Below are 21,553 nucleotides of genomic sequence, written 5' to 3'. Positions count from 1 at the left end.
ATGTGCCACCTGATACACCGCTTTCGCGAGCAAGCCCGCTCCCACATTGGATCTCCACCGATCTGAAAAATGGAGTCATGTTCATGTCTGGATTCTGGAATCAAGCCTTCGACCTCACCGGCCGCTGCGCCGTGATCACCGGCGGGGCCGCCGGGATCGGTCTGGCTTGTGCCAGCCTGCTGGTGGAACGCGGCGCGCGGGTGGCCCTGCTGGACCGCGACCCGGCCGTGGTCGAAGTCGCCGCCAGCCTCGGCGCCGGGAACATCGGCATCGCCGTGGACCTGCGCCAACTCGACCAGGTGCACAGCACCGTCGATTACGTATTCGATCACTTCAAACGCCTGGATTACCTGGTCAACAGCGCCGGCGTGGCCCTGCTGGACAAGGCCCTGGACGTCAGTGAAAACGCCTGGGACACCACTCTCGACATCAACCTCAAGGCCAGTTTCTTCGTGGCCCAGGCCTGCGCCAGGCACATGCTGGCCCAGGGCAGCGGGCGCATCGTCAACCTCGCCTCCCAAGCGGCGGTGATCGGCCTGGACCGTCACGTCGCCTACTGCGCCAGCAAGGCCGCCGTGGTCGGCATGACCAAGGTGCTCGCCATGGAATGGGCGCCCCACATCAACGTCAACGCCATCTCCCCGACCATCGTCGAAACCGCCCTCGGTAAAAAGGCCTGGGCGGGCGAGCTGGGGGAACGGGCCAAATTGCAGATCCCGGCGGGCCGCTTTGCCCAGCCGGAAGAAATCGCCGGGCTGGCGTTGTACCTGCTCAGCGACGCCGCACAGATGATCACCGGGGAAAACGTGGTGATCGACGGTGGCTACAGCATCCAGTAATTGATCTTTTGTCGTGAGGTTTATCGTCATGTCTACCGTTACCGAACGCACTGCCGAACAACTGTCCCCCGTCATTCCGAAAACCATGCAGGCCGTGGTCTGTCACGGCCCCGAAGACTATCGCCTGGAGACCGTCGATGTGCCGACGCCCGGCCCCGACGAGATCCTCACCAAGGTCGAGCTGTGCGGCATCTGCATGGGCGACATCAAGACCTACCGCGGCGCGCCCTCGTTCTGGGGCGACGCCGAGCAGCCGCGCTACGTGAAGCCGCCGATGATTCCCGGCCACGAGTTTGTCTGCCGCGTGGTCGCCCTCGGCCCTGGCGCGGAAAAGCGCGGGGTGAAGGTCGGCGACCGGGTGATTTCCGAACAGATCGTGCCGTGCTGGGGCTGCCGCTTCTGCAACCACGGCCAGTACTGGATGTGCCAGAAACACGACTTGTACGGCTTCCAGAACAACGTCCAGGGCGCCATGGCCCAGTACATGATCTTCACCAAGGAAGGCATCATCCACAAAGTACCGGACTCGATTGCCCCGGACGAAGCCATCCTGATCGAACCCCTGGCCTGCTCGCTGCACGCGGCGGAACGGGCGAATGTGGATTTCGACGACATCGTGGTGGTGGCCGGCGCCGGCACCCTGGGCCTGGGGATCATCGGTGCGGTGCGCATGCGCAACCCGAAAAAGCTCATCGTGCTCGACATGAAACCCGAACGCGCTGCCCTCGCCCTGCGCATGGGCGCGGACGAAGTGTGGAACCCGGCCGAAGTCGACGTGATGGCGAAGATTCGCGAGATCACCGATGGCTACGGCTGCGACATCTACATCGAAGCCACCGGGCACCACAAGGCGGTGAACCAGGGCCTGGCGATGCTGCGCAAGCTGGGGCGCTTCGTGGAATTCAGCGTGTTCAACGACGAGGCCACGGTGGACTGGTCAATCATCGGTGACCGCAAGGAACTGGACGTGCTGGGCTCGCACCTCGGCCCCTACATGTACCCGCGCGCCATCGACTTTATCGGCAACCGCAAGATCGACATGCGCGACGTGGTGACCCACAAGTTTGCCCTGGCGGACTTCAAGGAAGCGTTTGCGGTGATGGAGCGCGGGGACAAGTCGCTTAAAGTCGTCCTGGAACCCTGATTGGCCCAATAACACAAAACCCTGCGGGCGCCGGGCTTAGGCTTTTTGTGGGAGCTGGCTTACCTGCGATGCAGACGCCTCGGTCTATTTGTGACACCGCGCCGATGCAATCGCAGGCAAGCCAGCTCCCACAAAAGCCCCCGGCTCCCACACCAAGAACAAGAACACAGGAAACCGCGTTATGAATCGAGTGATAAACGATCCGGACCAGGTGGTCGAGGACATGCTGCGGGGTATTCTGGTCGCGCACCCCGAGCTGCGCCAATACGAAACCAATCCCCGGGTGATCGGCAAGGCCAAGCCGTCACCACAGGGCCGGGTGGGCATCGTGACCGGCGGCGGCTCCGGCCATGAACCGGCGTTCCTTGGCTATGTCGGCCCGGGCCTGGTGGACGCCGTGGCCGTCGGCGAAATCTTCTCCTCGCCCACCGCCAAAAGCTTCTTCGACGCCTTCCGTGCCGCCGACCACGGCGCCGGGGTGGCGTGCCTGTACGGCAACTATGCCGGCGACAACATGAACGTGAAGCTGGCGATGAAGATGGCCGCCAGCAAGGACATGCGCATCCGCACCGTGGTCGCCAACGACGACGTGGCCTCGGCGCCCAAGGCCGACATCGCCAAGCGTCGCGGCGTGGCAGGCGAGATCTTCATGTGGAAGGTCGGCGGTGCAGCCGCGGCCCAGCATTACGACCTGGACGGGGTGATTCGTGTCGCCCAGAAAGCGGTCGACAACTGCCGCTCCATCGGCATCGGCCTCACGCCCTGCACCATCGCAGCGGTGGGCAAGCCGAACTTCCAGATTCCCGACGGGCAGATGGAGTTGGGCATCGGCCATCACGGCGAACCGGGCATTGAAGTCATCCCGATCGAATCCGCCGAGGCCATGGCGGCCCGCATGCTCGCGCCGATCCTCGCCGACCGCGACTTCAGCCAGGACGACAGCGTGGTGGTGCTGGTCTCGGGCCTGGGTGCGACGCCGGTGATGGAACTTTACATTTTCTACGCCGAGGTTGAACGTCAGCTGCAAGCCAGGGGCTTGAAGATTCACCGCTGCTACGTGGGCAACTACTTCACCTCCCTGGAAATGATGGGCGTGACCCTGACCTTGCTGGGCCTGGACGCCGAGCTGAAATCCCTGATCGACCAACCCTGCCGTTCCATCGGCATGACCCAGGCGGACTAAACCATGAGCCAGCATTTCTCCACCCACGACGGCAGCGCCATCGTCGCCGACCTGGTGAGCGTGATCGTTGCCAACCGCGAGTACCTGAGCGAAGTCGACGGCGCCATTGGCGATGGCGACCACGGCATCAACATGGCCAAGGGATTTGCCCATTGCGGGCGCACCATTGAAGGCCGCCAACTGACCCTGGCCGAAGCCCTGGATGAGTTGACACTGAGCCTGATGGAAGGCATCGGCGGCTCCATGGGGCCGTTGTATGGCAGCCTGTTTATCGGCATGGCGGATGAGGTGCGCGGCAGCGAACAGATTGACGCGGCGACCTTTGCCCATTTGCTGCGGGGCGGGCTGACCTCATTGCAGGACATCACCGAAGCCGGCGTGGGTGACAAGTGTTTGATGGATACCTTGATTCCGGCGGTGGAGGCGTTTGAACAGGCCCATGGGTCAGGAGCGTCATTCAGCGATGCGCTGGAGGCGATGAAAAGTGCTGCTTCGCGGGGGCGGGATTCCACCAGGGATCTGGTGGCGAAGATTGGGCGTGCCAGCCGCCTGGGCGAGCGCTCGTTGGGTGTACTGGATGCCGGAGCGGTATCGTGCTGCTTGATACTGACGCGATTGGCGGATTCGGTTCAACCGCGGTTGGTGTAGTGCTTGAAATGACCCCTTCGCGAGCAAGCCCGCTCCCACCTTCGACCGAGTTCCATCTTTGGAATGCCGTCGAATGTGGGAGCGGGCTTGCTCGCGAAGGCAGCAACACACTTAACCCGTGAAGCACCTAACCCGCCGCGATCAAACCTTCAACCTGGCTACCTGCTTCACCTGCTCTATATACCGCGCCACCGCCGGCGCCTTTTCAAAGCGCCGGTAAATCAGCGACAACCAGGACGACGCCTCGCTGCCTTCAATGCTGCGGTACACGACATTCGGCAAGCTCACATGCCCCACCACCGACTCCGGCACCACCGCCACGCCCTGCCCCAGTGACACCAACGCAATCACCGCCACCAACCCACCCGGCTGCGGCCCCAGTCGCGGCGCATAACCACCCTGCGCCGCCACGTGCAGCGTGCCGCTGATCTGCTCGGGCAAGATGAAGGTCTCGTTCTGCAGGTGCTCGCAACTGATTGCCTTCAACCCCAGCAGCCACGAATCCTGGGGCAACGCCAGCACAAACCCTTCACTGCTCAACCGCACCGCTTCGACCCCATCAGGCAAGGTCATCGGCGAACGAATGTAGCCAATGTCGAAACGCCCCTCCGCCACCAGCCCCGGCAACGCCGCCATGGGACTCTCGCGCACGCTGAGGCTCACGTCCGGGCAGTCCGCGCAGAACGACTGCACCTGGCGCTGCAACAACCCCGAATACACCGCCGACGCCACATAACCCAGTTCGATATGACCGATTTCGCCGCGCCCGGCGCGCTGGGCATTGCGTTGGGCAAACTCGAACTGGCGCACGGTGGCCTCTGCCTCGATCAGCAAGGCCGCGCCCGCCTCGGTCAGGCTGACCTCGCGCTGGCGGCGGATAAACAAGCGCGTACCGAGGGTGGTTTCCATGTCCTGGATCTGCCGGCTCAGGGTCGGCGGCGCGATACCCAGCTGTTCGGCAGCACGGGTGAAATTGCGTTGCCGGGCAACCGCCAGGAAGTAGCGGAAATGACGTATTTCCATCGCAGGATTAGCTCAAAGGTAATGAAGTTCTGTATGGCGCCTAACAAGGACGCCACCTGCCGGGGATAAGCTCGCGGTACGTTCACAGTAGAGAGGCTTTCCCATGTTCGTCAAATCATTGGTCCTGGTGCTTGCCGGTCTTTGCACCGTGCCCGCAGCGCTGGCCGCAGAAGCCCCGGCAAGCATTGCCCACAAGGCAATCCTGAGCCTGGCAACGGCCCAGCAGATCGCCGCACACGCGCGCAAGGTCGCCGCCGACAAGGGCTGGCCCTGCGCCGTGGCCATCGTCGATGACGGTGGCTGGCCGATCCTGACGCTGCGCATGGATGGCGCTCCCGTGGTGGCCGGTATCGAGCTGGCCCAGGGCAAGGCGCGCACTTCAGCGCTCTTCAAGCGGCCGTCCGGGGACCTGGAAAACGCCATCAACAACGGCCGCCCGGCAGCCATCACCGCCGGCCTGTTGATGATGAAGGGCGCCCAGCCAATCATCCTTGAAGGCCGGGTAGTAGGCGCCATCGGCATCAGCGCAGATACTCCGGCCCACGATGACGAGATCGCCCTCGCGGCGGTGGCTTCGGTGCAGCCATGAGCAAGGTCAGCCCGCGCCTGACGCTGCTGACCGCCTCCGGGGTCTGTTCGCTGATCGTGCTCGACACCAATATCGTCGCCGTGACCCTGCCGAGCATCGCCCGGGACCTGGGGGCGAATTTTGCCGATATCGAATGGGTGGTCAGCGCTTATATGCTGGCCTTCGCCGCCCTGTTATTGCCGGCCGGAAGCATTGCCGACCGCTTTGGCCGCAAGAAGACCCTGGTCTGGGGCCTGGGTATTTTCATCCTCGCCTCCCTCGGCTGCGGTGCGGCGCCGAATGCGTTGTTCCTGGATATCGCTCGCGCCGTCAAAGGTGTCGGCGCAGCGCTGCTGCTGACCTCGGCCCTGGCCTCCATCGGCCATACCTTCCATGACGAAGTGGAACGCGCCAAGGCCTGGGCCTTCTGGGGCGCGTGCATGGGCGTGGCGATGACCGCCGCACCGACCCTCGGCGGGTTGATTACCCAGTACCTGGGCTGGCGCTGGATTTTCTATCTGAATTTGCCGGTCGGCCTGGTGCTGATGGGGCTGGTGCTGCGCGCGATTCCGGAATCCCGCGATGCCCAGGCTGCAAGGCTCGACCCTTGGGGCAGCCTGAGTTTCAGTGCCAGCCTGCTGTGCCTGATCTGGGGCTTGATCGAAGCCAACCGTATCGGCTGGGACAACCCGCTGACTTATGCGCGGCTGCTGGGAGGCGCTGCGTTGCTGGGTGTTTTTGTACTCGCCGAACGCCTGCAACAGCGGCCCATGGTCGACCTGCAACTGTTCAGGCACCCGCGCTTTATCGGCGCACTGCTGGGGATGTTCGCCTACGCCGGCTGTGCCCAGGTGATGATGACGCTGCTGCCGTTCTATCTGCAAAACGGCCTGGGGTTCTCCGCGATTGCCTCCGGGCTGGGCATGTTGCCGTTTGCCTTGACCATGTTGATTTGTCCGCGGATAGGCGCACGCCTGGCCGGCCGCTTTGCCCCGGCCACTCTGATGGCGACAGGGCTGGCGCTGGTGGGTTGCGGCAACCTGCTGAGTGCCTGGGCGGTCAATATCGGTGGTTATCTGCCGTTCGCCCTGGCGATTGCCGTCACGGGGGCCGGCGCGGGATTGCTCAATGGCGATACGCAGAAAAACATCATGGCTTGCGTGCCACGGGACCGCGCGGGGATGGCGTCGGGCATGAGCACCACCATGCGCTTCAGCGCGATCATGTTGGCGATCGGGGTGTATGGGGCGTTGTTGAGCAGCCATAGCGAACAGTTGCTGCACACGAGCATCGGCTCCCAGTGGCAGGAACAGGCGGCAGGGATTGCTTCACGGGTAGTGGCTGGCGATATGCCAGCGGCCATGGCGTTGCTGCCCGAGTCCGCGCGGGACACGGTGCAGCCACTGGCGCGGCAGGCGTTCGTCGGCGGGTTCAGCGTGGTGCTATGGGTGGCGGGGTTGTTGGGTTTGCTGGGGGCGTTGGTGGTGGGATCGTTGATGCGGCATCCCATACCGGCGGTGCCGCAGGCCTCTTTACTGACCCGATAATGCGACCACCACGACCCAATGTGGGAGCGGGCTTGCTCGCGAATGCGGTGGGTCAGTCAATACATCTGTGACTGATCCACCGCATTCGCGAGCAAGTCGAATCGTCGCACCGCCGCTCCCACATTTTGATCTTCGAACGTCAGTTGAATTGTTACCAGAAACGCTGCTGGGTCAGGCGACTCCACCAGGTCAGCAGCACCCGGTCGACCGAACCGCTGGCCGCCAGGCCCACCCGCTCCTGCAGGCTTTTACGCTCGGCATAGTGCAGGTGGAACACCTCGGCGGTCTTGGCCTTGGTCGCCAGGTATTCGTCGCTGGTTTGCAGCTGGTCCACCAGTTGCTTGTCCAGCGCCGCGACGCCCAGCCAGACTTCACCGGTGGCCACGTCATCAATGGCCAGCTGCGGGCGGTAGCGCGACACGAAGTTCTTGAACAGTTGATGGGTGATGTCCAGGTCTTCCTGGAACTTCTCGCGGCCCTTCTCGGTGTTTTCGCCAAACACGGTCAGGGTGCGTTTGTATTCACCGGCGGTCAGCACTTCGAAGTCGATGTCGTGCTTCTTCAGCAGGCGGTTGACGTTGGGCAACTGCGCCACCACGCCAATCGAGCCAAGGATGGCAAACGGTGCGCTGATGATCTTCTCGCCGATGCACGCCATCATGTAGCCGCCGCTGGCCGCGACCTTGTCGATGCACACGGTCAACGGCACGCCCGCCTCGCGGATACGCGCCAGTTGCGACGACGCCAGGCCGTAGCTGTGAACCATGCCGCCGCCGCTTTCAAGGCGCAGCACCACTTCGTCCTTGGGTGTGGCCAGGCTCAGCAGTGCCGTGATTTCATGGCGCAGGCTTTCAGTGGCCGAGGCCTTGATGTCGCCGTCGAAATCCAGCACGAACACCCGTGGCTTGGCTTCTGGCTTCTTCTTGCCCTTCTTCTTTTCGGCCTTGCCTTCAGACTTGCGCAGGGCCTTGAGCTGGTCCTTGTCGAGCAGGGTCTGCTCCAGGCGCTCACGCAAACCCTTGTAGAAGTCATTGAGCTTGCTGACCTGCAACTGGCCGGCAGCTTTGCGGCGGCCTTTGCTGCGCAGTGCGGCGAAACTGATCAGCACCACCAGGATGGCGACGACCAGGGTGACGGTTTTAGCCAGGAAAGTAGCGTACTCGGCCAGAAAATCCATGTGACTCCTTACAAGTGCAGTGCGCCAGGGGCGGATTGCCCAAGCATACCGACGCCACCGCCATGGGGCCAGTGATCAAACCGCCAGCAGCGGGCCTCTAACGACCTTTTAAAACAAGCGTATGTTTTTTCATTGACAGCTTCCCGGCATCCTCATAACCTCGCCAGACTTTCAACGTACCGGGAAAACGGACGTGGGCAGCATCTACCTGATTCGACATGGCCAGGCCTCCTTCGGTGCAGACGACTACGACGTGCTGTCGCCCATCGGTGTGCAACAGGCGCAAGTGCTGGGCCGCCACCTGGCGGAACTGGGCCTGGGCTTCGACCGCTGCGTGTCGGGCGACCTGCGCCGCCAGCAGCACACTGCTACCGCCGCCTTCGAACAATACAGCGCCCTCGGCCTGCCGGTACCCACGCTGGAAATCGACAGCGCGTTCAACGAGTTCGACGCCGAGGCGATCATCCGCGCCCTGCTCCCGGACCTGCTGCACAGCGAACCCGAAGCCCTGCATATCCTGCGCAACGCCGCGCAAAACCGTGGCGAATTCCAGCGCATCTTTTCCCTGATCATCGAACGCTGGCTGGCCGGCACCTACGACCCGCCGGGCCTGGAAAGCTGGCTGGGATTTGTCGAACGTGTTAAGGGTGGCCTGCAACGCCTCCTCGAAGCCGCCGACAACCGTGACAAGATCGCCGTGTTCACCTCCGGCGGCACCATCACGGCCCTGCTCCACCTGATTACCCGAATGCCTGCCGCACAGGCCTTCGAACTGAACTGGCAAATTGTTAACACCTCGCTCAACCAGCTGAAATTCCGTGGTCGCGAGGTGGCACTGGCTTCCTTCAACAGCCATACCCACTTGCAACTGTTGAAGGCGCCGCAGCTCATCACTTTCCGATGAATTGCGGCCAACCGTGACCCCAAGGTCACTGGACTCACCATAAAAGGATCGAAACCATGACTGACGTAGCTAAAGCCGTAGAAGCAATGAAAGCCAAATTCAACCCAGCCGCTGCCGACGGCCTGGACCTGGTGTTCGGTTTCCGTATCGACGACACCCAGAACTTCTCGCTGGTCGTGAAAAACAAAACCTGCGAACTGCTGGAAGGTGAAAACCCGGACGCCCAAGTCACCCTGGTGATGGACGGCGAAACCATGAAAGGCATCGTTGACGGCTCCACCGACGGCATGCAGGCATTCATGGGCGGCAAACTGCGCACTGAAGGCGACATGATGCTGGCCATGAAATTGAGCGAGCTGTTCCCGGCCTGATCAGGGCAACCCTGGCAAGACCCGTGTGGGAGCGGGCTTGCTCGCGAAAGCGGTGTATCAGCGCAGGATTTGTTGGCTGACCCACCGCTTTCGCGAGCAAGCCCGCTCCCACATTTTGATTGTGCTGTTTTCAGGTTTTTGGCTGCAACAACAGCGCCACCAACGCACTCCACCCTGTCTGATGCGAAGCCCCCAACCCCCGCCCGGTCTCGCCATGAAAATACTCATGGAACAACACCAGGTCGCGGCTCGCCGGGTCCGCCTCCAACTGTGCATACCCCACCATCGACGGCCTTGAACCGTTCTCATCCCTCAGAAACAGGCTCGTCAACCGCTGGCTCAGCCCCTGCGCAACCTCCTCCAGCGACGCCAGATACCCACTCCCCGCCGGATACTCCACCGAGAAATTATCCGCGTAGTAGCGGTGAAACTCCCGCAACGATTCGATCAGCATGTAGTTGACCGGCATCCACAACGGCCCGCGCCAGTTGGAGTTACCGCCGTACAGCCGCGAATCGGACTCCGCCGGTTCATAGCGGGCACACAGGGTATTGCCATTCATCTTCAGCGCCAGCGGTTCCTCGGCGAACGCTTTCGACAGCGACCGCACCCCAAAGGTGGAGAGAAACTCCGACTCATCCAGCATCCGCCGCAGCAAATCCTTGGTCCGCTCCCCCCGCAACAGCGCCAGCAGCAGGCGATTACCCTGCCCCGGCTCGTTCCAGCGCGACACCAGCTTGGCCAGGTCCGGCCGATGTTTCATAAAACCCAGCAATCGCTCGCGCAACCCCTCCAGCCCTTCGTGCTCGCGCTGCTCCAGCACCAGCACCGCAAACAGCGGCATCAGGCCGACGATGGAGCGCAGGCGCACCGGTTCGCTTTCACCGCCAGGCCGATGCAGCACGTCATAGAAAAACTGGTCCTGCTCATCCCACAAGCCTTCATCGCCATTGTCGACGCGGTTGATCGCCCCGGCGATATACAGGAAGTGCTCAAAGAACTTCACCGCGATATCCACATACACCACGTTGCGTTTGGCCAATTCCAGGCCGATACGCATCAGGTCCAGCGCGTACGCCGCAACCCACGCTGTGCCGTCCGCCTGGTCCAACTGATAACCCGGCGGCAAATCAGCCGAGCGATCAAACAGCGCAATGTTGTCCAGCCCAAGAAACCCACCCTGGAACAGGTTGCGGCCCTCGGCGTCCTTGCGGTTGACCCACCAGGAAAAATTCAGCAGCAGCTTGTGGAAGATCCGCTCGAGGAAATCCATGTCGCCCACGCCATTCAGCGCCTTGTCCTGCTGATACACCCGCCAACTGGCCCAGGCATGCACCGGCGGGTTGGCGTCGTCAAAACGCCACTCGTAGGCCGGCAACTGACCGTTGGGGTGCATGAAGCGGTCTTTCACCAACAGCAACAGTTGCTGCTTGGCATAACCGGGGTCGATCAGGGCAACGGCCACCGCCTGGAACCCCTGGTCCCAGGAGGCATACCACGGATATTCCCAAGTGTCGGGCATCGAGAGAATGTCGAAATTCGACAAGTGCCGCCAATGGGTATTGCGGATATGCAAACGCTCGGGCGGCGGCGCGGGCTGGGCCGGGTCGCCGTCGAGCCATTGATTCACGTCGAAGTAGTACAGCTGTTTGGACCACAGCAACCCGGCCAGGGCCTGGCGCTGCACGTTGCGTGCGTCTTCATCGGCGATGCCCTGCTGCAGCGCCGCGTAGAAATCATCAGTCTCCTGACGGCGTTCTTCGAACAGCTTGCGCGCATTGATCCACGGAGCCTCCGCCGGGGCGAAGCGCAGGTACAGGGTTTTGCTTTCCTGACCCGCCAGTTCCAGGATGAAACGCGCGGCCACTTTCGTGCCCGAATCCCGGCGAATAGCCGATTCCAGGCCCGTGGTCACATAGTCGTTGATCCCGTCCTTGAACGGCCCCGGCGCCGGTTGCCCGTCCAGCCTGGGGTAGTTGGTTTCGTTCTCGCAGAACAGCCATTCCACCCCGTCCTGGCCCCAGGCACTGAGGTGGCGATCGAACAGCTCATGGTGCCGCGCCACCACCTGTTCGCCCTCCAGGCGCAATTCAGGCTTGGGGGCATCGTGGGTCCAACTCCAGTCGTTGCGCGCCCACAGGTGCGGCAACACCTGCAGGCGTGTGGATTGGTCCGAACGGTTGTGCACGGTAATGCGCATGAACACATCATCGGGCTGGTGCTTGGCGTATTCGACGGTGACATCGCAATAGCGGTTGTCTTCGAAAACCCCGGTATCGAGGATCTCGTATTCGGCATCTCCAAGGCCACGGCGGGCGTTCTCGGTGATCAGGTCATCGTAGGGAAAGGCCGCGTGAGGGTATTTGTAGAGCATGCGCATGTAGGCATGGCTCGGCACGCCATCGACGAAAAAGTACAGTTCCTTGACGTCTTCGCCGTGGTTGCCCTCGGCGTTGTTCAGGCCGAACAGGCGCTCCTTGATGATCGCGTCGCGCTCGTTCCACAGCGCCAGGCCCAGGCACCAGCGCTGGGCCTTGTCGCTGAAGCCCGCCAGGCCATCCTCGCCCCAGCGGTAGGCGCGGCTGCGGGCATGTTCGTGGGGGAAGTAGCGCCAGGCATCGCCGTCGGCGCTGTAGTCTTCGCGCACCGTGCCCCATTGCCGTTCGCTCAGGTAGGGGCCCCAGTCACGCCAGCGTTCGCCGTCAGGTTTGGCCAGGCGCTGGCCTTCAATCGTTTCCAGAATGTTCGTCGCAGGCTGTGCCGTCATCGAGTCTTCCGTCGCGTTCAGAGGTGACGGCCAGTGTAGAGCCCTTCGACGGTGAGATGCACGTGAAGCTGACGTCATCCAACTCATTCATTTGCAGAATGAAGTCCAGAGGAATCTTCGTTTGCAAGGCGCCGGCAGGCCCAACAAAATCAGGCATCCGTGCTTTTCCTCTCTATAGCCGCCAGGAATTTTTCTATGCCCACCGTCAGCCCTGACGAGATTCGCAAAGGCTTCTCCAAAGCCATGTCCGACATGTACCGCGATGAAGTGCCGCTGTACGGAGCGTTGATGGAACTGGTGGCCGAGACCAATGCCCGGGTGCTGGAAACCGACACCGCGCTGGCGCACCAACTGAAGCGCACCGGGGAAATCCAGCGCCTGGACAGGGAGCGCCACGGCGCCATCCGCCTGGGCACCGCTGAAGAACTGGCGACCATCAGCCGCCTGTTTGCGGTGATGGGCATGCAGCCGGTGGGCTATTACGACCTCACGCCGGCCGGGGTACCGGTGCACTCCACCGCCTTTCGCGCCGTGCATGAAAGCGCCCTGCAAACCAGCCCCTTCCGGGTGTTCACTTCGCTGCTGCGCCTGGAGTTGATCGAAAACCCGGAACTGCGGGCCTTCGCCCAGTCAGCCCTGGCCAAGCGTTCGATCTTCACCCCACGCGCCCTTGAGTTGATCCAGCAAGCCGAAGCCGACGGCGGCCTCGATGCCGCCCATGCCGAAGAGTTTATCCAGCAAGCCCTGGAAACCTTCCGCTGGCACCACACCGCCACCGTCACGGCCGCGCAATACCAGCAACTGAGTGACCAGCACCGGCTGATCGCCGACGTGGTCGCCTTCAAGGGCCCGCACATCAACCACCTGACACCGCGCACCCTGGACATTGACCAGGTGCAGGCGGCAATGCCCGGCAAAGGCATCACCCCCAAGGCGGTGATCGAAGGCCCGCCCCGCCGCCAGTGCCCGATACTGCTGCGCCAGACCAGCTTCAAGGCCCTGGATGAAGCCATTGCCTTTACCGATGCCAAGGGCAGCCACAGCGCGCGCTTTGGTGAAATCGAACAACGCGGCGTGGCGCTGACCCCCAAGGGCCGCGCGCTGTACGACCAATTGCTGAATGCCGCACGGGATGAATTGGGCGCGTTTCCGAATGAGGCCAATGCCGGGCGCTACACCGAATTGATGGAGCAGCACTTCCAGGCGTTTCCCGACAATCACCGCGAGATGCGCGAACAGGAGCTGGCGTACTTCCGCTATTTCGTAACCGAGAAAGGCTTGGCCGCCCAGGACAAGTTTAAAACCCTGGACGAACTGATCGCCGCCGGCCACGTGGACGTGGAGCCGTTGGTGTACGAAGATTTTCTGCCGGTGAGTGCGGCGGGGATTTTTCAGTCGAACCTGGGGGATGCGGCGCAGAGTCACTACGCGGCCAACTCCAACCAGGCCGAGTTCGAAAAGGCCTTGGGTCGCCAGACTATCGACGAGTTGAAGTTGTACGGTGAAACCCAGCAGCGCTCGATTGACGAATGCAAGCGCGCGCTGCTGGCTTGAAAGAGAGAGTTCGCCCGGCCACAGCGCATTCCATGCGCCGTCTAAGAGCCCCAGTGCCGGGCGAACGGTTGGCATGATAGGCAGCGGCGGTGCTGCTGTCTTTCGGGCAATTCTGAACAAATCTTCTACTTGGCCGTCGCTTTCTCCAGTTGCTCGACGATCTTGTCTTTGATCAACAGGCGTTTCTTCTTCAGCTTCTCCAGCTCCTCGTCACCGCCGCTTGAGGACTCAAGCTCCAGCACCTCCTTGTCGGCGCTGTCGTATTGGTGGAGCAGCGAATCCAATCGGTTATCGCTCGCCCTGCGTTCATGAATAGCTTCCTTGCTCAAACCCAGGTCCTGATACAGGTCGTGTTTCACTGGCATGGAGTACCTCCGCAAGTTGATCATTGACTGAATACCCCTTGAAGCTAGCCCATCCGGCGGGCTCTTGTCATGTTTGAGATCAACCTGTCGCGTTTGCGTCCCCGTTCGTCGCGGGGCAGACGATTTCATAAAACCTTTGGCGCACGCTGCCCTCCACTGTAGATCGTCACCCGATGGAGAACAGGTTCCATGAATCACGCTGCCAACGCTGTCGACACCCAGTGCATCAACACCATTCGTACCCTCGCCATGGACGCTGTGCAAAAGGCCAACTCCGGCCACCCCGGCACTCCCATGGGCCTGGCGCCCGTCGGTTACACCTTGTGGAGCCGCTTCCTGCGTTATCACCCCGAGCACCCCGACTGGCCCAACCGTGACCGTTTCGTATTGTCGGTGGGCCATGCCTCGATGCTGTTGTATTCGCTGCTGCACCTGGCCGGTGTGGTGGAGATTGATGCCCACGGCAAGCGCTCCGGCCAACCGGCCATCAGCCTGGACGACATCAAGCAGTTCCGGCAGATGAGCTCCAAAACCCCCGGCCACCCCGAATACCGCATGACCACCGGTGTGGAAACCACCACCGGCCCCCTCGGCCAGGGGTGCGCCAACAGCGTCGGCATGGCCATGGCCGAGCGTTGGCTGGCCAAGCGTTTCAACCGTGACGACCAGGTGCTGTTCGACTACAACGTCTACACCCTGTGCGGCGACGGCGACATGATGGAAGGCATCAGCAGCGAAGCCGCGTCCATCGCCGGGCACTTGAAGCTGGAGAACCTGTGCTGGATCTACGACAACAACACCATCAGCATCGAAGGCCACACTGAACTGGCCTTCAGCGAAGACGTGATCAAGCGTTTCCAGGCTTATGGCTGGCACACCTTGCACGTCACCGATGCGAACAACCTGCTGGCTTTGAGCGACGCGCTTAGCACCTTCCAGAAAAACACCGGGGCACCGACGCTGATCGTGGTCGACAGCGTGATTGGCTATGGCTCGCCCCACAAACACAACACCGCGTCGGCCCATGGCGAGCCTTTGGGCGATGAAGAAATCCGCCTGACCAAAGCCGCGTATGGCTGGCCCGAAGACTCAAGCTTCCTGGTGCCGGATGAAGCGCGCACGGTCCTGCGGGATGCACTGCTCAAGCGCAGCAAGCCGCTGTATGAGCAATGGACTGAGACCCTGTCCCACCTCGAACAGTACGAACCGGAACTGGCCGATGAACTGCGCCGCATGCGTGCCGGCGAGATGCCCGAGCATTGGCAGGAGCAACTGCCGAGCTTTGCCACTGATGCCAAAGGCGTCGCCAGCCGTGCCGCCGGTGGCGAGGTGTTGAATGMGTTTGCCAAGCAGATCCCATGGCTGCTGGGGGGCTCGGCCGACTTGTCGCCGTCCACCAAGACCAACCTGACGTTCGACGACGCCGGGCGCTTCAGCGCCGAGAACTACGGCGGGCGCAACCTGCACTTCGGCATTCGTGAACATGCCATGGGCGCGATTGCCAACGGCATGGCGCTGTCATACCTGCGGCCCTACACCTCGACCTTCCTGGTGTTCAGCGACTACATGAAACCGCCGATTCGTCTCGCGGCGATCATGGAACTGCCGGTGGTGTTCGTGTTTACCCATGACTCGATTGGTGTCGGCGAAGACGGCCCCACTCACCAGCCCATCGAACACCTGACCCAACTGCGGGCGACGCCGGGCTTGCTGACCCTGCGCCCGGGCGACGCGAATGAAACCCTGGAAGCCTGGAAGATCGCCCTGGCCCAGACCCATCGGCCAACCTGCGTGGTGCTGTCGCGGCAGAACCTGCCGACCCTGGACCGCACGAAATACGCAGCGGCGACGGGTACATCCCGTGGTGCTTATGTGCTGGCCGGCGCCGATAAGCCCCAGGTGATCCTGATGGCCACCGGCAGTGAAGTCAGCCTGGCGGTGGAAGCCTATGAGCAACTGAAGACTGAAGGCGTGGCGGCGCAAGTGGTGTCGATGCCCAGCTGGGAACTGTTCGAAGAACAGGACCAGGCCTATCGCGACAGCGTGCTACCACCCGCAGTGAAGGCACGACTGGTGGTGGAACAGGCCGGCCCGTTGGGTTGGGATCGCTACGTGGGGCAAACCGGGGCCAAGGTGGTGATGAACAGCTTTGGCGCCTCGGCACCGCTGTCCAAGTTGCAGGCCAAGTTCGGCTTTACCCTGGACAATGTGGTGAAGCTGGCGAAGGAGCAAGTCAGGCTCAACAGCTGACCCAGTGCATGCATGCCGGGCGTGGCCTACCGAGGAAAACCTCGGTAGGCCATGCCCTGCTGCTCATTTCCCGCCGGTGACATCCAGGAACGTACCGGTGATGAAGGATGCCTCGGCGCCTGCCAGCCACAGGATCGCCCGAGCCACTTCTTCAGGCTGACCGCCGCGGCCCATGGGGATCGAATCCTTCACGCGATCAACCCGCCCTGGCTCCCCGCCACTGGCGTGAATGTCGGTGTAGATATGCCCCGGGCGGATGCAGTTGACGCGTATTCCCTCCCTGGCCACTTCCTTGGCAAACCCGATGGTGAAGGTCTCGAGAGCCCCCTTTGATGCGGCGTAGTCGACATATTCGTTGGGGCTGCCCAGCCGGGCGGATGCCGACGAGATATTGATCACGGCACCACCCCGCCCCTGGTGACGAAACGACATGCGCTTCACCGCTTGCTGGGCACACAGCATCGGCCCGATCGCGTTGACCGCGAAAATCCGCTGCATCCGCTCGAACGGCAAGTCTTCGACCCGGGACTGCAACGCGTTGATCCCGGCGTTGTTAACCAGCACATCGATGCGCCCGAACGTCCGATCTATCGCCGCAAATAACTGGACGACCTGTTCCGGGTCTGCGCTGTCCGCGCGTACGGCCAACGCCCGGCGCCCTGCCGCTTCTACATCCGCCACCACCGCGAGGGCGGCAGACTCATCGGAAACGAAGCTGATCGCCACGTCATAACCTTGTGCGGCGGCCAGCCGCGCGGTGGCGGCGCCAACGCCACGACTTCCACCTGTTATCAGAATCAGCGGTGCCTGCGGGACGGTATCCATTGCGCGAACCTTCATGTGGTGGTGGAAAATGCTTTGCCTGCTGTCAGCCGATCAGGATGGTGCCGGTGGCAATCACCACGCACGCCAGCACCTTGCGGACCGTCAGTGTCTCGCCCAGGAAGAAATAGCCGATCAGTGCCGCAAACAGCACGCTGGTCTCGCGCAAGGCCGAGACCGCGCCCATGGGCGCACCGGCCATGGCATAGATAATGATTCCGTAGGCCAGGAGCGACACCAGCCCACCGGCGAAGGCCGTGAAAAACCCGGGCCGCAGGCTGAACAGACTTTTCGGGCCCCGCAGGCCGATATACACCGCCGGCATCAACACGCCCCACAAGGCGCACATCCACACCGTGTAGGCCATCGGCGCATCCGACAGGCGCGCGCCGATGCCGTCTGTCACGCTGTAGGCGGCAATGAAACAGCCGGTGCCCAGGGCGTATGGCAGGCTGGGAACGGCGAGCCGGCGCCCCCTGAACGCCAGGGAAATGATGCCGCCCGACACCAGGGCAATGCCCAGAAGCGAGCTGGCCGAGACACTCTCCCCGGCAAACACCGCGGCACCCAGGGTGATCAGCACCGGCGAGGAGCCGCGTGAAATCGGATAGGTCTGCCCCAGGTCTCCGACTTTGTAGCTACGCACCAGGAACAGGTTGTAGCCCACGTGCAGCACCGCTGACAGCACCACATAAAACCAGCTGGCTGGCGCCGGAGGGTCCAGGAACACCGCAACGCCGCCACTGGCGATAGCGACCGCCAGGCACATCACCGTCATCGACCAGAGCCGGTCGGCGCCGCCACGCAGCAGCGCATTCCAACTGGCGTGCAGTAAGGCAGCGAAGAGGACCAGGAGAATAATGGGATAAGGCATGCGCCCATCCTAAGCAAACCGGCGCCTTAACTGAAGCGAAGTCTGCTCATTGAAGAATGAGCAAATCCTCATGCTTTATTCGTAAGCCAGTCCGGCGTTTACGGCTTCCTGCATCAGCCAATCACGAAAGCTGACGATATGCGGCTGGGACTCGATGCCTTTGGGGCAGACAAAGTAATAAGCGACCGGTGACGGGAACGGCACATCGAACAGCCTCACCAGGCTGCCATCGCTCAGCTCTGACTCCACATGCCCACTGCGCGCCAATGCAATGCCCTGGCCGAGCAAAGCCGCCTCGATCGTCATGTTGGTGTCCGCAAACCTGACACTTTCCTTGAGCGGCGCAATCGCGAGCCCGACGTGCTGGAACCATACTTCCCACTTCGGCACCAGGTCGGCGCCGTCGCGCATCAGCAAGGGATAGCGCAGCAGTTCGGCGGGTGTGTGTGGCCGGCCAAAGCGCTTCAACAGATCGGGACTGGCCACCGGAAAAATCTGCTCGCGGAACAGGAACTCCGAATACAGCGCCGGGTAATTCCCGTTGCCCAGGCGGATTGCAACATCAGCCTCCGCACTGGAGAAGTTGATGATCTTGTCGCTGGAGTCCAGGGTGACCAATATTTCAGGGTGCCGTTGGGCCAGGCTCGGCAATCGGGGCAGCAGCCATTTCAGCGCGAAGGAATAGGTGGTACTGACCTTGAGCCGGACCCTGCCCTTTTGCTCGCGCAGGTCCGCGAGTGTCGCCTCAAGGTTCATGAAAAACTCGCGCACGATCGGCGCAAGGGCTGCTCCGGCAGGCGTCAGGCTGAGTGACTTGCCCCGCTGGAACAACTGCAATCCCCAGAGTTCTTCAAGGTGCTTGAGCTGATGGCTGACGGCACTCTGGGTGACATGCAACTCTTCTGACGCCGAGGTGAAGGTTGCGTGGCGTGTGGCAACCTCAAAGGCGCGCAATGTCGAGGTGGGTGGCAGGTCTCTCATGGCATTGCTTCACCGCTTATGAATAGATGCTCATGATAGAACATCTATTCATTGCGCTGTGGGCCGCCCCTCAAACCAGCTGGAACCGCGCCGTGTTGTCGCTCAACGCCCGGCTGCCCTTGCTCAACATATCCGCCGCCTGGTTCACCGCCCGCGCGCCGTCGAGCAATCGCCCGGCGGCCTGGTCAACCTGCTGGATATTGCCGCTCACTTCATCCGCCGTCGCTGCCTGTTCCTCAACCGCCGTGGCGATCTGCGCCAGGGTGTCAGTGACGCTCTGCACCGCGCTGGCGATCTCCCCAAGGCGATGGCCCAGGCCCGTGACGGACTCGGCATCGGTCACCGCCTGCTCACAGGCCACGCCCATCAGGGTGACCGCCTGGCTCACCGTCGCGCGCAAACTGTCGACCGTGCCGGCGATCTGCGCCGTGGAAGCCTGGGTCCGTTGCGACAGGCTGCGCACTTCATCGGCTACCACCGCAAATCCCCGCCCCTGTTCACCGGCCCGCGCAGCCTCGATGGCAGCGTTCAGCGCCAGCAGGTTGGTCTGCTCGGCGATACCCCGAATGGTGTCAACCACCGACTGGATCTGCTGGCCCTGCTGGCTGACGCGCTCCAATGCATCGGAGGTGTCGGTCAAGCGCTGGTTGAGTTGCTGGATACTCGCGGTGGTGCGCTGGCTGTCGCGGCTGCTGTCCTCGGCAATCTGCCGGGTTTTCTGCGCGCTGCCGGAGGCCTGCTCGCAGCTCTTGGCGACGCCCATGGAGGTCGCGGCCAACTGTGTGGCGGCCGCTGCAATCTGGCTGATCTGCTGTTGCTGGTCTTCCACTTCGGTCAGCGTGCTGCCCGATTGCGAATTGAGTGTCAGCACCGCAGAGCCCAACTGCTGCGTCTCGTGATTGACCCCCAGCAGGCTGGTGCGCAACTGCACCACCGCCACGTTGAGCGCCGTGCTGATGGCCGCCAGTTCATCGCGCCCTTCCACCGCCACTTCAACGCACAGATTACCGTCGCGCAGGGATTCGGCCAGGGTGGTGATGCCGCTGGCACTGCGGCGAATCGATGCCTGCAAGCACACGAACAGGTACAGGGCTGCCAGGGCCAGCACGCTGAACGTCACCGCCACCGGGATGAATTGCTTGAGCGAGCTGTCGCGGTAGTAACCCAGGCGCGCGTCCAGCGAGGTCAGCGACTGTTTACGCAACGCGCCGAGGGCGCCAAGCATGCCATCCACACTGCGTTCGAAGCCGGTGGTATCGAGCTTGATGGTGCCGCCGAACACGCCTTCGTCCAGGGTCTTCAGTTCGTTGTCCAGCAGTTGCAAGCTGTCGTCGTATTGCGCGATCCAGGTTTGCAGCCCCGGGTATTGCTTGGCCTTGAGGGATGCGGCGGCCTTGACCAACTGGTCCCTTGCATCGCCGATGCGACCGCGCAAATCACGCATCTGCAAACGGCTTTGCAGGGTGAACTGCCCCGATGCGATGGATGACTGCCCGACGCTCGCCATACGCCCGATACGCTCGATCAGGTCGGGGGTTTGCTGGGTGGAAATCTGCATCAGCAAATAGGTTTCAAGCCACGGATCGAGGATCAACCCGGTGTCCATGGTGATCTGTTCGCGCAGGGTTTGCATCGCGCTCAGCGCAGACGTGAAGCGGTCATAACCATCCGGCCACCAGCCCACGGTGCGCAGGGATTGGGAATCCATGCCCGTGACCGAGGCTTGCAATGCCTCAAAACGTGCAAGGGTATCCGGGCGGGCGTTCTGGGCTTTGAGGGCCTCGCCCAGGGCCTGCACGCTTTGCAGGATCAGCGGGAAATTGGTATCGACCGCAGTCATGGCCGCCTTGGCCGCGGGTGTCTGGTCGTGGAGGATGTCGGCAGCTTTCCAGCGCGCCGCCAGGTTGCGCTGGGCGGTCAGTTGGGCGTCCAGGGCATCCAGCGCCAGCAGTTCGCGCACCCCGGATTGCTCATTGGAAATCACCGTCAGCTTGGTGCGGTACTCCTGCGCGATCATCCACAGGCTGCCCGCCAGGGGCAGCATGAACAGGAAAAACAGGATCTGGAACTTGCGCGCGAATCCAAAACGTCCGAGCAGGCGGATACCTGGCGACAACACACTTTGCATGTCCGACTACTCCTAGAACCACTCGCCTCAACAGCGAATCAAGCTTTGAAATGATTGACGGCAAAATGCCATGTCATTGATTAAGCTGGCTCTAGCAAGAAACGGACCGCTGTTGTCGGGCCCGCTGGATAGGCGGGACGTCGTGCAAAACACGCTGTACCGTGCGCGAAAATGGGGCGAAAGCACTCAGCGCAGGTGGCAGAACGGTAACCGTCTGACCAATACCGCAAGCGTAAGGGCAGACGACAACCTGTGGCGAGGGAGCTTGCTCCCGCTGGGCTGCGAAGCGGCCCCAAAGCAGGCACTGGTGTTCCGTCAGGTCGATATCGATTGCAGGGTTCAGGGCTGCTTTGCAGCCCAGCGGGAGCAAGCTCCCTCGCCACAGGGTGAGTGCTTGCTGAATCAGGA

The 21,553-nt window shown here is 62.2% G+C and carries 19 protein-coding genes and 1 pseudogene; 11 read left to right on the top strand and 9 right to left on the bottom strand.

Annotated elements, in window-relative coordinates; all coding sequences use genetic code 11:
• Positions 1–83: 83 nt before the first annotated feature.
• The 4 genes from JV201_RS12070 to dhaL all read left to right on the top strand — a co-directional run bounded on the left by JV201_RS12070 (position 84) and on the right by dhaL (position 3,814).
• Positions 84–839 (top strand): SDR family oxidoreductase, encoded by a 756-nt coding sequence (locus JV201_RS12070; protein ID WP_008434650.1) that lies wholly within the window; start codon positions 84–86, stop codon positions 837–839.
• 28 nt (positions 840–867) lie between these two features.
• Entirely contained in the window at positions 868–1,983 is a 1,116-nt protein-coding gene (locus tag JV201_RS12065) for an erythritol/L-threitol dehydrogenase (RefSeq protein WP_008434653.1), read from the top strand.
• Positions 1,984–2,164: 181 nt separating this feature from the next.
• Positions 2,165–3,166 carry a dihydroxyacetone kinase subunit DhaK gene (locus JV201_RS12060; RefSeq protein ID WP_003215684.1) on the top strand — a complete coding sequence of 334 codons (1,002 nt, stop codon included), beginning with the start codon at positions 2,165–2,167 and terminating at the stop codon, positions 3,164–3,166.
• Between the two features lie 3 nt (positions 3,167–3,169).
• On the top strand, positions 3,170–3,814 hold the full coding sequence (gene dhaL, locus JV201_RS12055; protein ID WP_003215682.1) for a dihydroxyacetone kinase subunit DhaL: 645 nt from the start codon (positions 3,170–3,172) through the stop codon (positions 3,812–3,814).
• 141 nt (positions 3,815–3,955) lie between these two features.
• Here dhaL and JV201_RS12050 read toward each other — a convergent pair whose 3' ends face one another.
• On the bottom strand, positions 3,956–4,837 hold the full coding sequence (locus JV201_RS12050; RefSeq protein WP_102605152.1) for a LysR family transcriptional regulator: 882 nt from the start codon (positions 4,835–4,837) through the stop codon (positions 3,956–3,958).
• A gap of 103 nt (positions 4,838–4,940) precedes the next feature.
• Between JV201_RS12050 and JV201_RS12045 the strand changes: the two genes are divergently transcribed.
• Together JV201_RS12045 and JV201_RS12040 are read left to right on the top strand one after the other, a co-directional pair.
• Positions 4,941–5,426 (top strand): heme-binding protein, encoded by a 486-nt coding sequence (locus JV201_RS12045; RefSeq protein ID WP_219406965.1) that lies wholly within the window; start codon positions 4,941–4,943, stop codon positions 5,424–5,426.
• The gene (locus tag JV201_RS12040) at positions 5,423–6,952 is read left to right on the top strand and encodes an MFS transporter (protein WP_102605150.1); all 1,530 of its coding nucleotides are present in this window, start codon (positions 5,423–5,425) and stop codon (positions 6,950–6,952) included. Before JV201_RS12045 ends, JV201_RS12040 begins: the two co-directional genes overlap by 4 nt.
• A gap of 151 nt (positions 6,953–7,103) precedes the next feature.
• Here JV201_RS12040 and sohB read toward each other — a convergent pair whose 3' ends face one another.
• A complete protein-coding gene (gene sohB / locus JV201_RS12035; RefSeq protein ID WP_008434663.1) occupies positions 7,104–8,129 on the bottom strand; it encodes a protease SohB in 1,026 nt (341 codons plus the stop codon).
• Between the two features lie 193 nt (positions 8,130–8,322).
• Here sohB and JV201_RS12030 point away from each other — a divergent pair, with 193 nt between their 5' ends.
• Positions 8,323–9,033, top strand: a complete 711-nt coding sequence (locus JV201_RS12030) for a histidine phosphatase family protein (RefSeq protein WP_219406964.1) — start codon at positions 8,323–8,325, stop codon at positions 9,031–9,033.
• A gap of 56 nt (positions 9,034–9,089) precedes the next feature.
• Complete coding sequence (locus JV201_RS12025; protein ID WP_017479029.1) at positions 9,090–9,404, top strand: SCP2 sterol-binding domain-containing protein; 315 nt, start codon at positions 9,090–9,092, stop codon at positions 9,402–9,404.
• A gap of 130 nt (positions 9,405–9,534) precedes the next feature.
• Here the strand turns inward: JV201_RS12025 and JV201_RS12020 are convergent, their stop codons facing one another.
• On the bottom strand, positions 9,535–12,171 hold the full coding sequence (locus JV201_RS12020) for a glucosidase (RefSeq protein WP_219406963.1): 2,637 nt from the start codon (positions 12,169–12,171) through the stop codon (positions 9,535–9,537).
• Positions 12,131–12,328 carry a hypothetical protein gene (locus JV201_RS12015; RefSeq protein WP_177022110.1) on the bottom strand — a complete coding sequence of 66 codons (198 nt, stop codon included), beginning with the start codon at positions 12,326–12,328 and terminating at the stop codon, positions 12,131–12,133. Before JV201_RS12015 ends, JV201_RS12020 begins: the two co-directional genes overlap by 41 nt.
• A gap of 38 nt (positions 12,329–12,366) precedes the next feature.
• Between JV201_RS12015 and JV201_RS12010 the strand changes: the two genes are divergently transcribed.
• Complete coding sequence (locus JV201_RS12010) at positions 12,367–13,725, top strand: VOC family protein (RefSeq protein WP_219406962.1); 1,359 nt, start codon at positions 12,367–12,369, stop codon at positions 13,723–13,725.
• Positions 13,726–13,850: 125 nt separating this feature from the next.
• Here JV201_RS12010 and JV201_RS12005 read toward each other — a convergent pair whose 3' ends face one another.
• Positions 13,851–14,090: a DUF465 domain-containing protein gene (locus tag JV201_RS12005; RefSeq protein ID WP_003215657.1), complete on the bottom strand. Its 240-nt coding sequence runs from the start codon at positions 14,088–14,090 to the stop codon at positions 13,851–13,853.
• Between the two features lie 189 nt (positions 14,091–14,279).
• Between JV201_RS12005 and tkt the strand changes: the two genes are divergently transcribed.
• Positions 14,280–16,340, top strand: coding sequence for a transketolase (tkt, locus tag JV201_RS12000; RefSeq protein ID WP_219406961.1), 2,061 nt, complete (start codon positions 14,280–14,282; stop codon positions 16,338–16,340).
• Between the two features lie 63 nt (positions 16,341–16,403).
• On the opposite strand, the gene JV201_RS11995 is transcribed toward tkt, so the two are convergent.
• The 4 genes from JV201_RS11995 to JV201_RS11980 all read right to left on the bottom strand — a co-directional run bounded on the left by JV201_RS11995 (position 16,404) and on the right by JV201_RS11980 (position 21,145).
• Complete coding sequence (locus tag JV201_RS11995) at positions 16,404–17,165, bottom strand: SDR family oxidoreductase (RefSeq protein WP_003215653.1); 762 nt, start codon at positions 17,163–17,165, stop codon at positions 16,404–16,406.
• Positions 17,166–17,208: 43 nt separating this feature from the next.
• Positions 17,209–18,036: a DMT family transporter gene (locus JV201_RS11990; RefSeq protein WP_219406960.1), complete on the bottom strand. Its 828-nt coding sequence runs from the start codon at positions 18,034–18,036 to the stop codon at positions 17,209–17,211.
• Between the two features lie 75 nt (positions 18,037–18,111).
• Entirely contained in the window at positions 18,112–19,017 is a 906-nt protein-coding gene (gene gcvA / locus JV201_RS11985) for a transcriptional regulator GcvA (RefSeq protein WP_087693730.1), read from the bottom strand.
• Positions 19,018–19,087: 70 nt separating this feature from the next.
• Entirely contained in the window at positions 19,088–21,145 is a 2,058-nt protein-coding gene (locus tag JV201_RS11980; RefSeq protein ID WP_219406959.1) for a methyl-accepting chemotaxis protein, read from the bottom strand.
• A gap of 70 nt (positions 21,146–21,215) precedes the next feature.
• Between JV201_RS11980 and JV201_RS11975 the strand changes: the two are divergent.
• Positions 21,216–21,553 (top strand): annotated as a pseudogene (locus JV201_RS11975) (hypothetical protein); the annotation flags it as partial.

The sequence above is a fragment of the Pseudomonas sp. Colony2 genome, from assembly GCF_019382755.1.
GTDB lineage: Bacteria > Pseudomonadota > Gammaproteobacteria > Pseudomonadales > Pseudomonadaceae > Aquipseudomonas.
Note: the sequence above shows the minus strand (reverse complement) of the source record. Positions and strands in the feature narration are given on the sequence as shown.

Coding starts and splice junctions, on each gene's coding strand:
- JV201_RS12070 (WP_008434650.1), top strand. CDS start 84: ATGTCTGGATTCTGGAATCAAGCCTTCGACCTCACCGGCCGCTGCGCC.
- JV201_RS12065 (WP_008434653.1), top strand. CDS start 868: ATGTCTACCGTTACCGAACGCACTGCCGAACAACTGTCCCCCGTCATT.
- JV201_RS12060 (WP_003215684.1), top strand. CDS start 2,165: ATGAATCGAGTGATAAACGATCCGGACCAGGTGGTCGAGGACATGCTG.
- dhaL (WP_003215682.1), top strand. CDS start 3,170: ATGAGCCAGCATTTCTCCACCCACGACGGCAGCGCCATCGTCGCCGAC.
- JV201_RS12050 (WP_102605152.1), bottom strand. CDS start 4,837: ATGGAAATACGTCATTTCCGCTACTTCCTGGCGGTTGCCCGGCAACGC.
- JV201_RS12045 (WP_219406965.1), top strand. CDS start 4,941: ATGTTCGTCAAATCATTGGTCCTGGTGCTTGCCGGTCTTTGCACCGTG.
- JV201_RS12040 (WP_102605150.1), top strand. CDS start 5,423: ATGAGCAAGGTCAGCCCGCGCCTGACGCTGCTGACCGCCTCCGGGGTC.
- sohB (WP_008434663.1), bottom strand. CDS start 8,129: ATGGATTTTCTGGCCGAGTACGCTACTTTCCTGGCTAAAACCGTCACC.
- JV201_RS12025 (WP_017479029.1), top strand. CDS start 9,090: ATGACTGACGTAGCTAAAGCCGTAGAAGCAATGAAAGCCAAATTCAAC.
- JV201_RS12020 (WP_219406963.1), bottom strand. CDS start 12,171: ATGACGGCACAGCCTGCGACGAACATTCTGGAAACGATTGAAGGCCAG.
- JV201_RS12015 (WP_177022110.1), bottom strand. CDS start 12,328: ATGCCTGATTTTGTTGGGCCTGCCGGCGCCTTGCAAACGAAGATTCCT.
- JV201_RS12010 (WP_219406962.1), top strand. CDS start 12,367: ATGCCCACCGTCAGCCCTGACGAGATTCGCAAAGGCTTCTCCAAAGCC.
- JV201_RS12005 (WP_003215657.1), bottom strand. CDS start 14,090: ATGCCAGTGAAACACGACCTGTATCAGGACCTGGGTTTGAGCAAGGAA.
- JV201_RS11995 (WP_003215653.1), bottom strand. CDS start 17,165: ATGGATACCGTCCCGCAGGCACCGCTGATTCTGATAACAGGTGGAAGT.
- JV201_RS11990 (WP_219406960.1), bottom strand. CDS start 18,036: ATGCCTTATCCCATTATTCTCCTGGTCCTCTTCGCTGCCTTACTGCAC.
- gcvA (WP_087693730.1), bottom strand. CDS start 19,017: ATGAGAGACCTGCCACCCACCTCGACATTGCGCGCCTTTGAGGTTGCC.
- JV201_RS11980 (WP_219406959.1), bottom strand. CDS start 21,145: ATGCAAAGTGTGTTGTCGCCAGGTATCCGCCTGCTCGGACGTTTTGGA.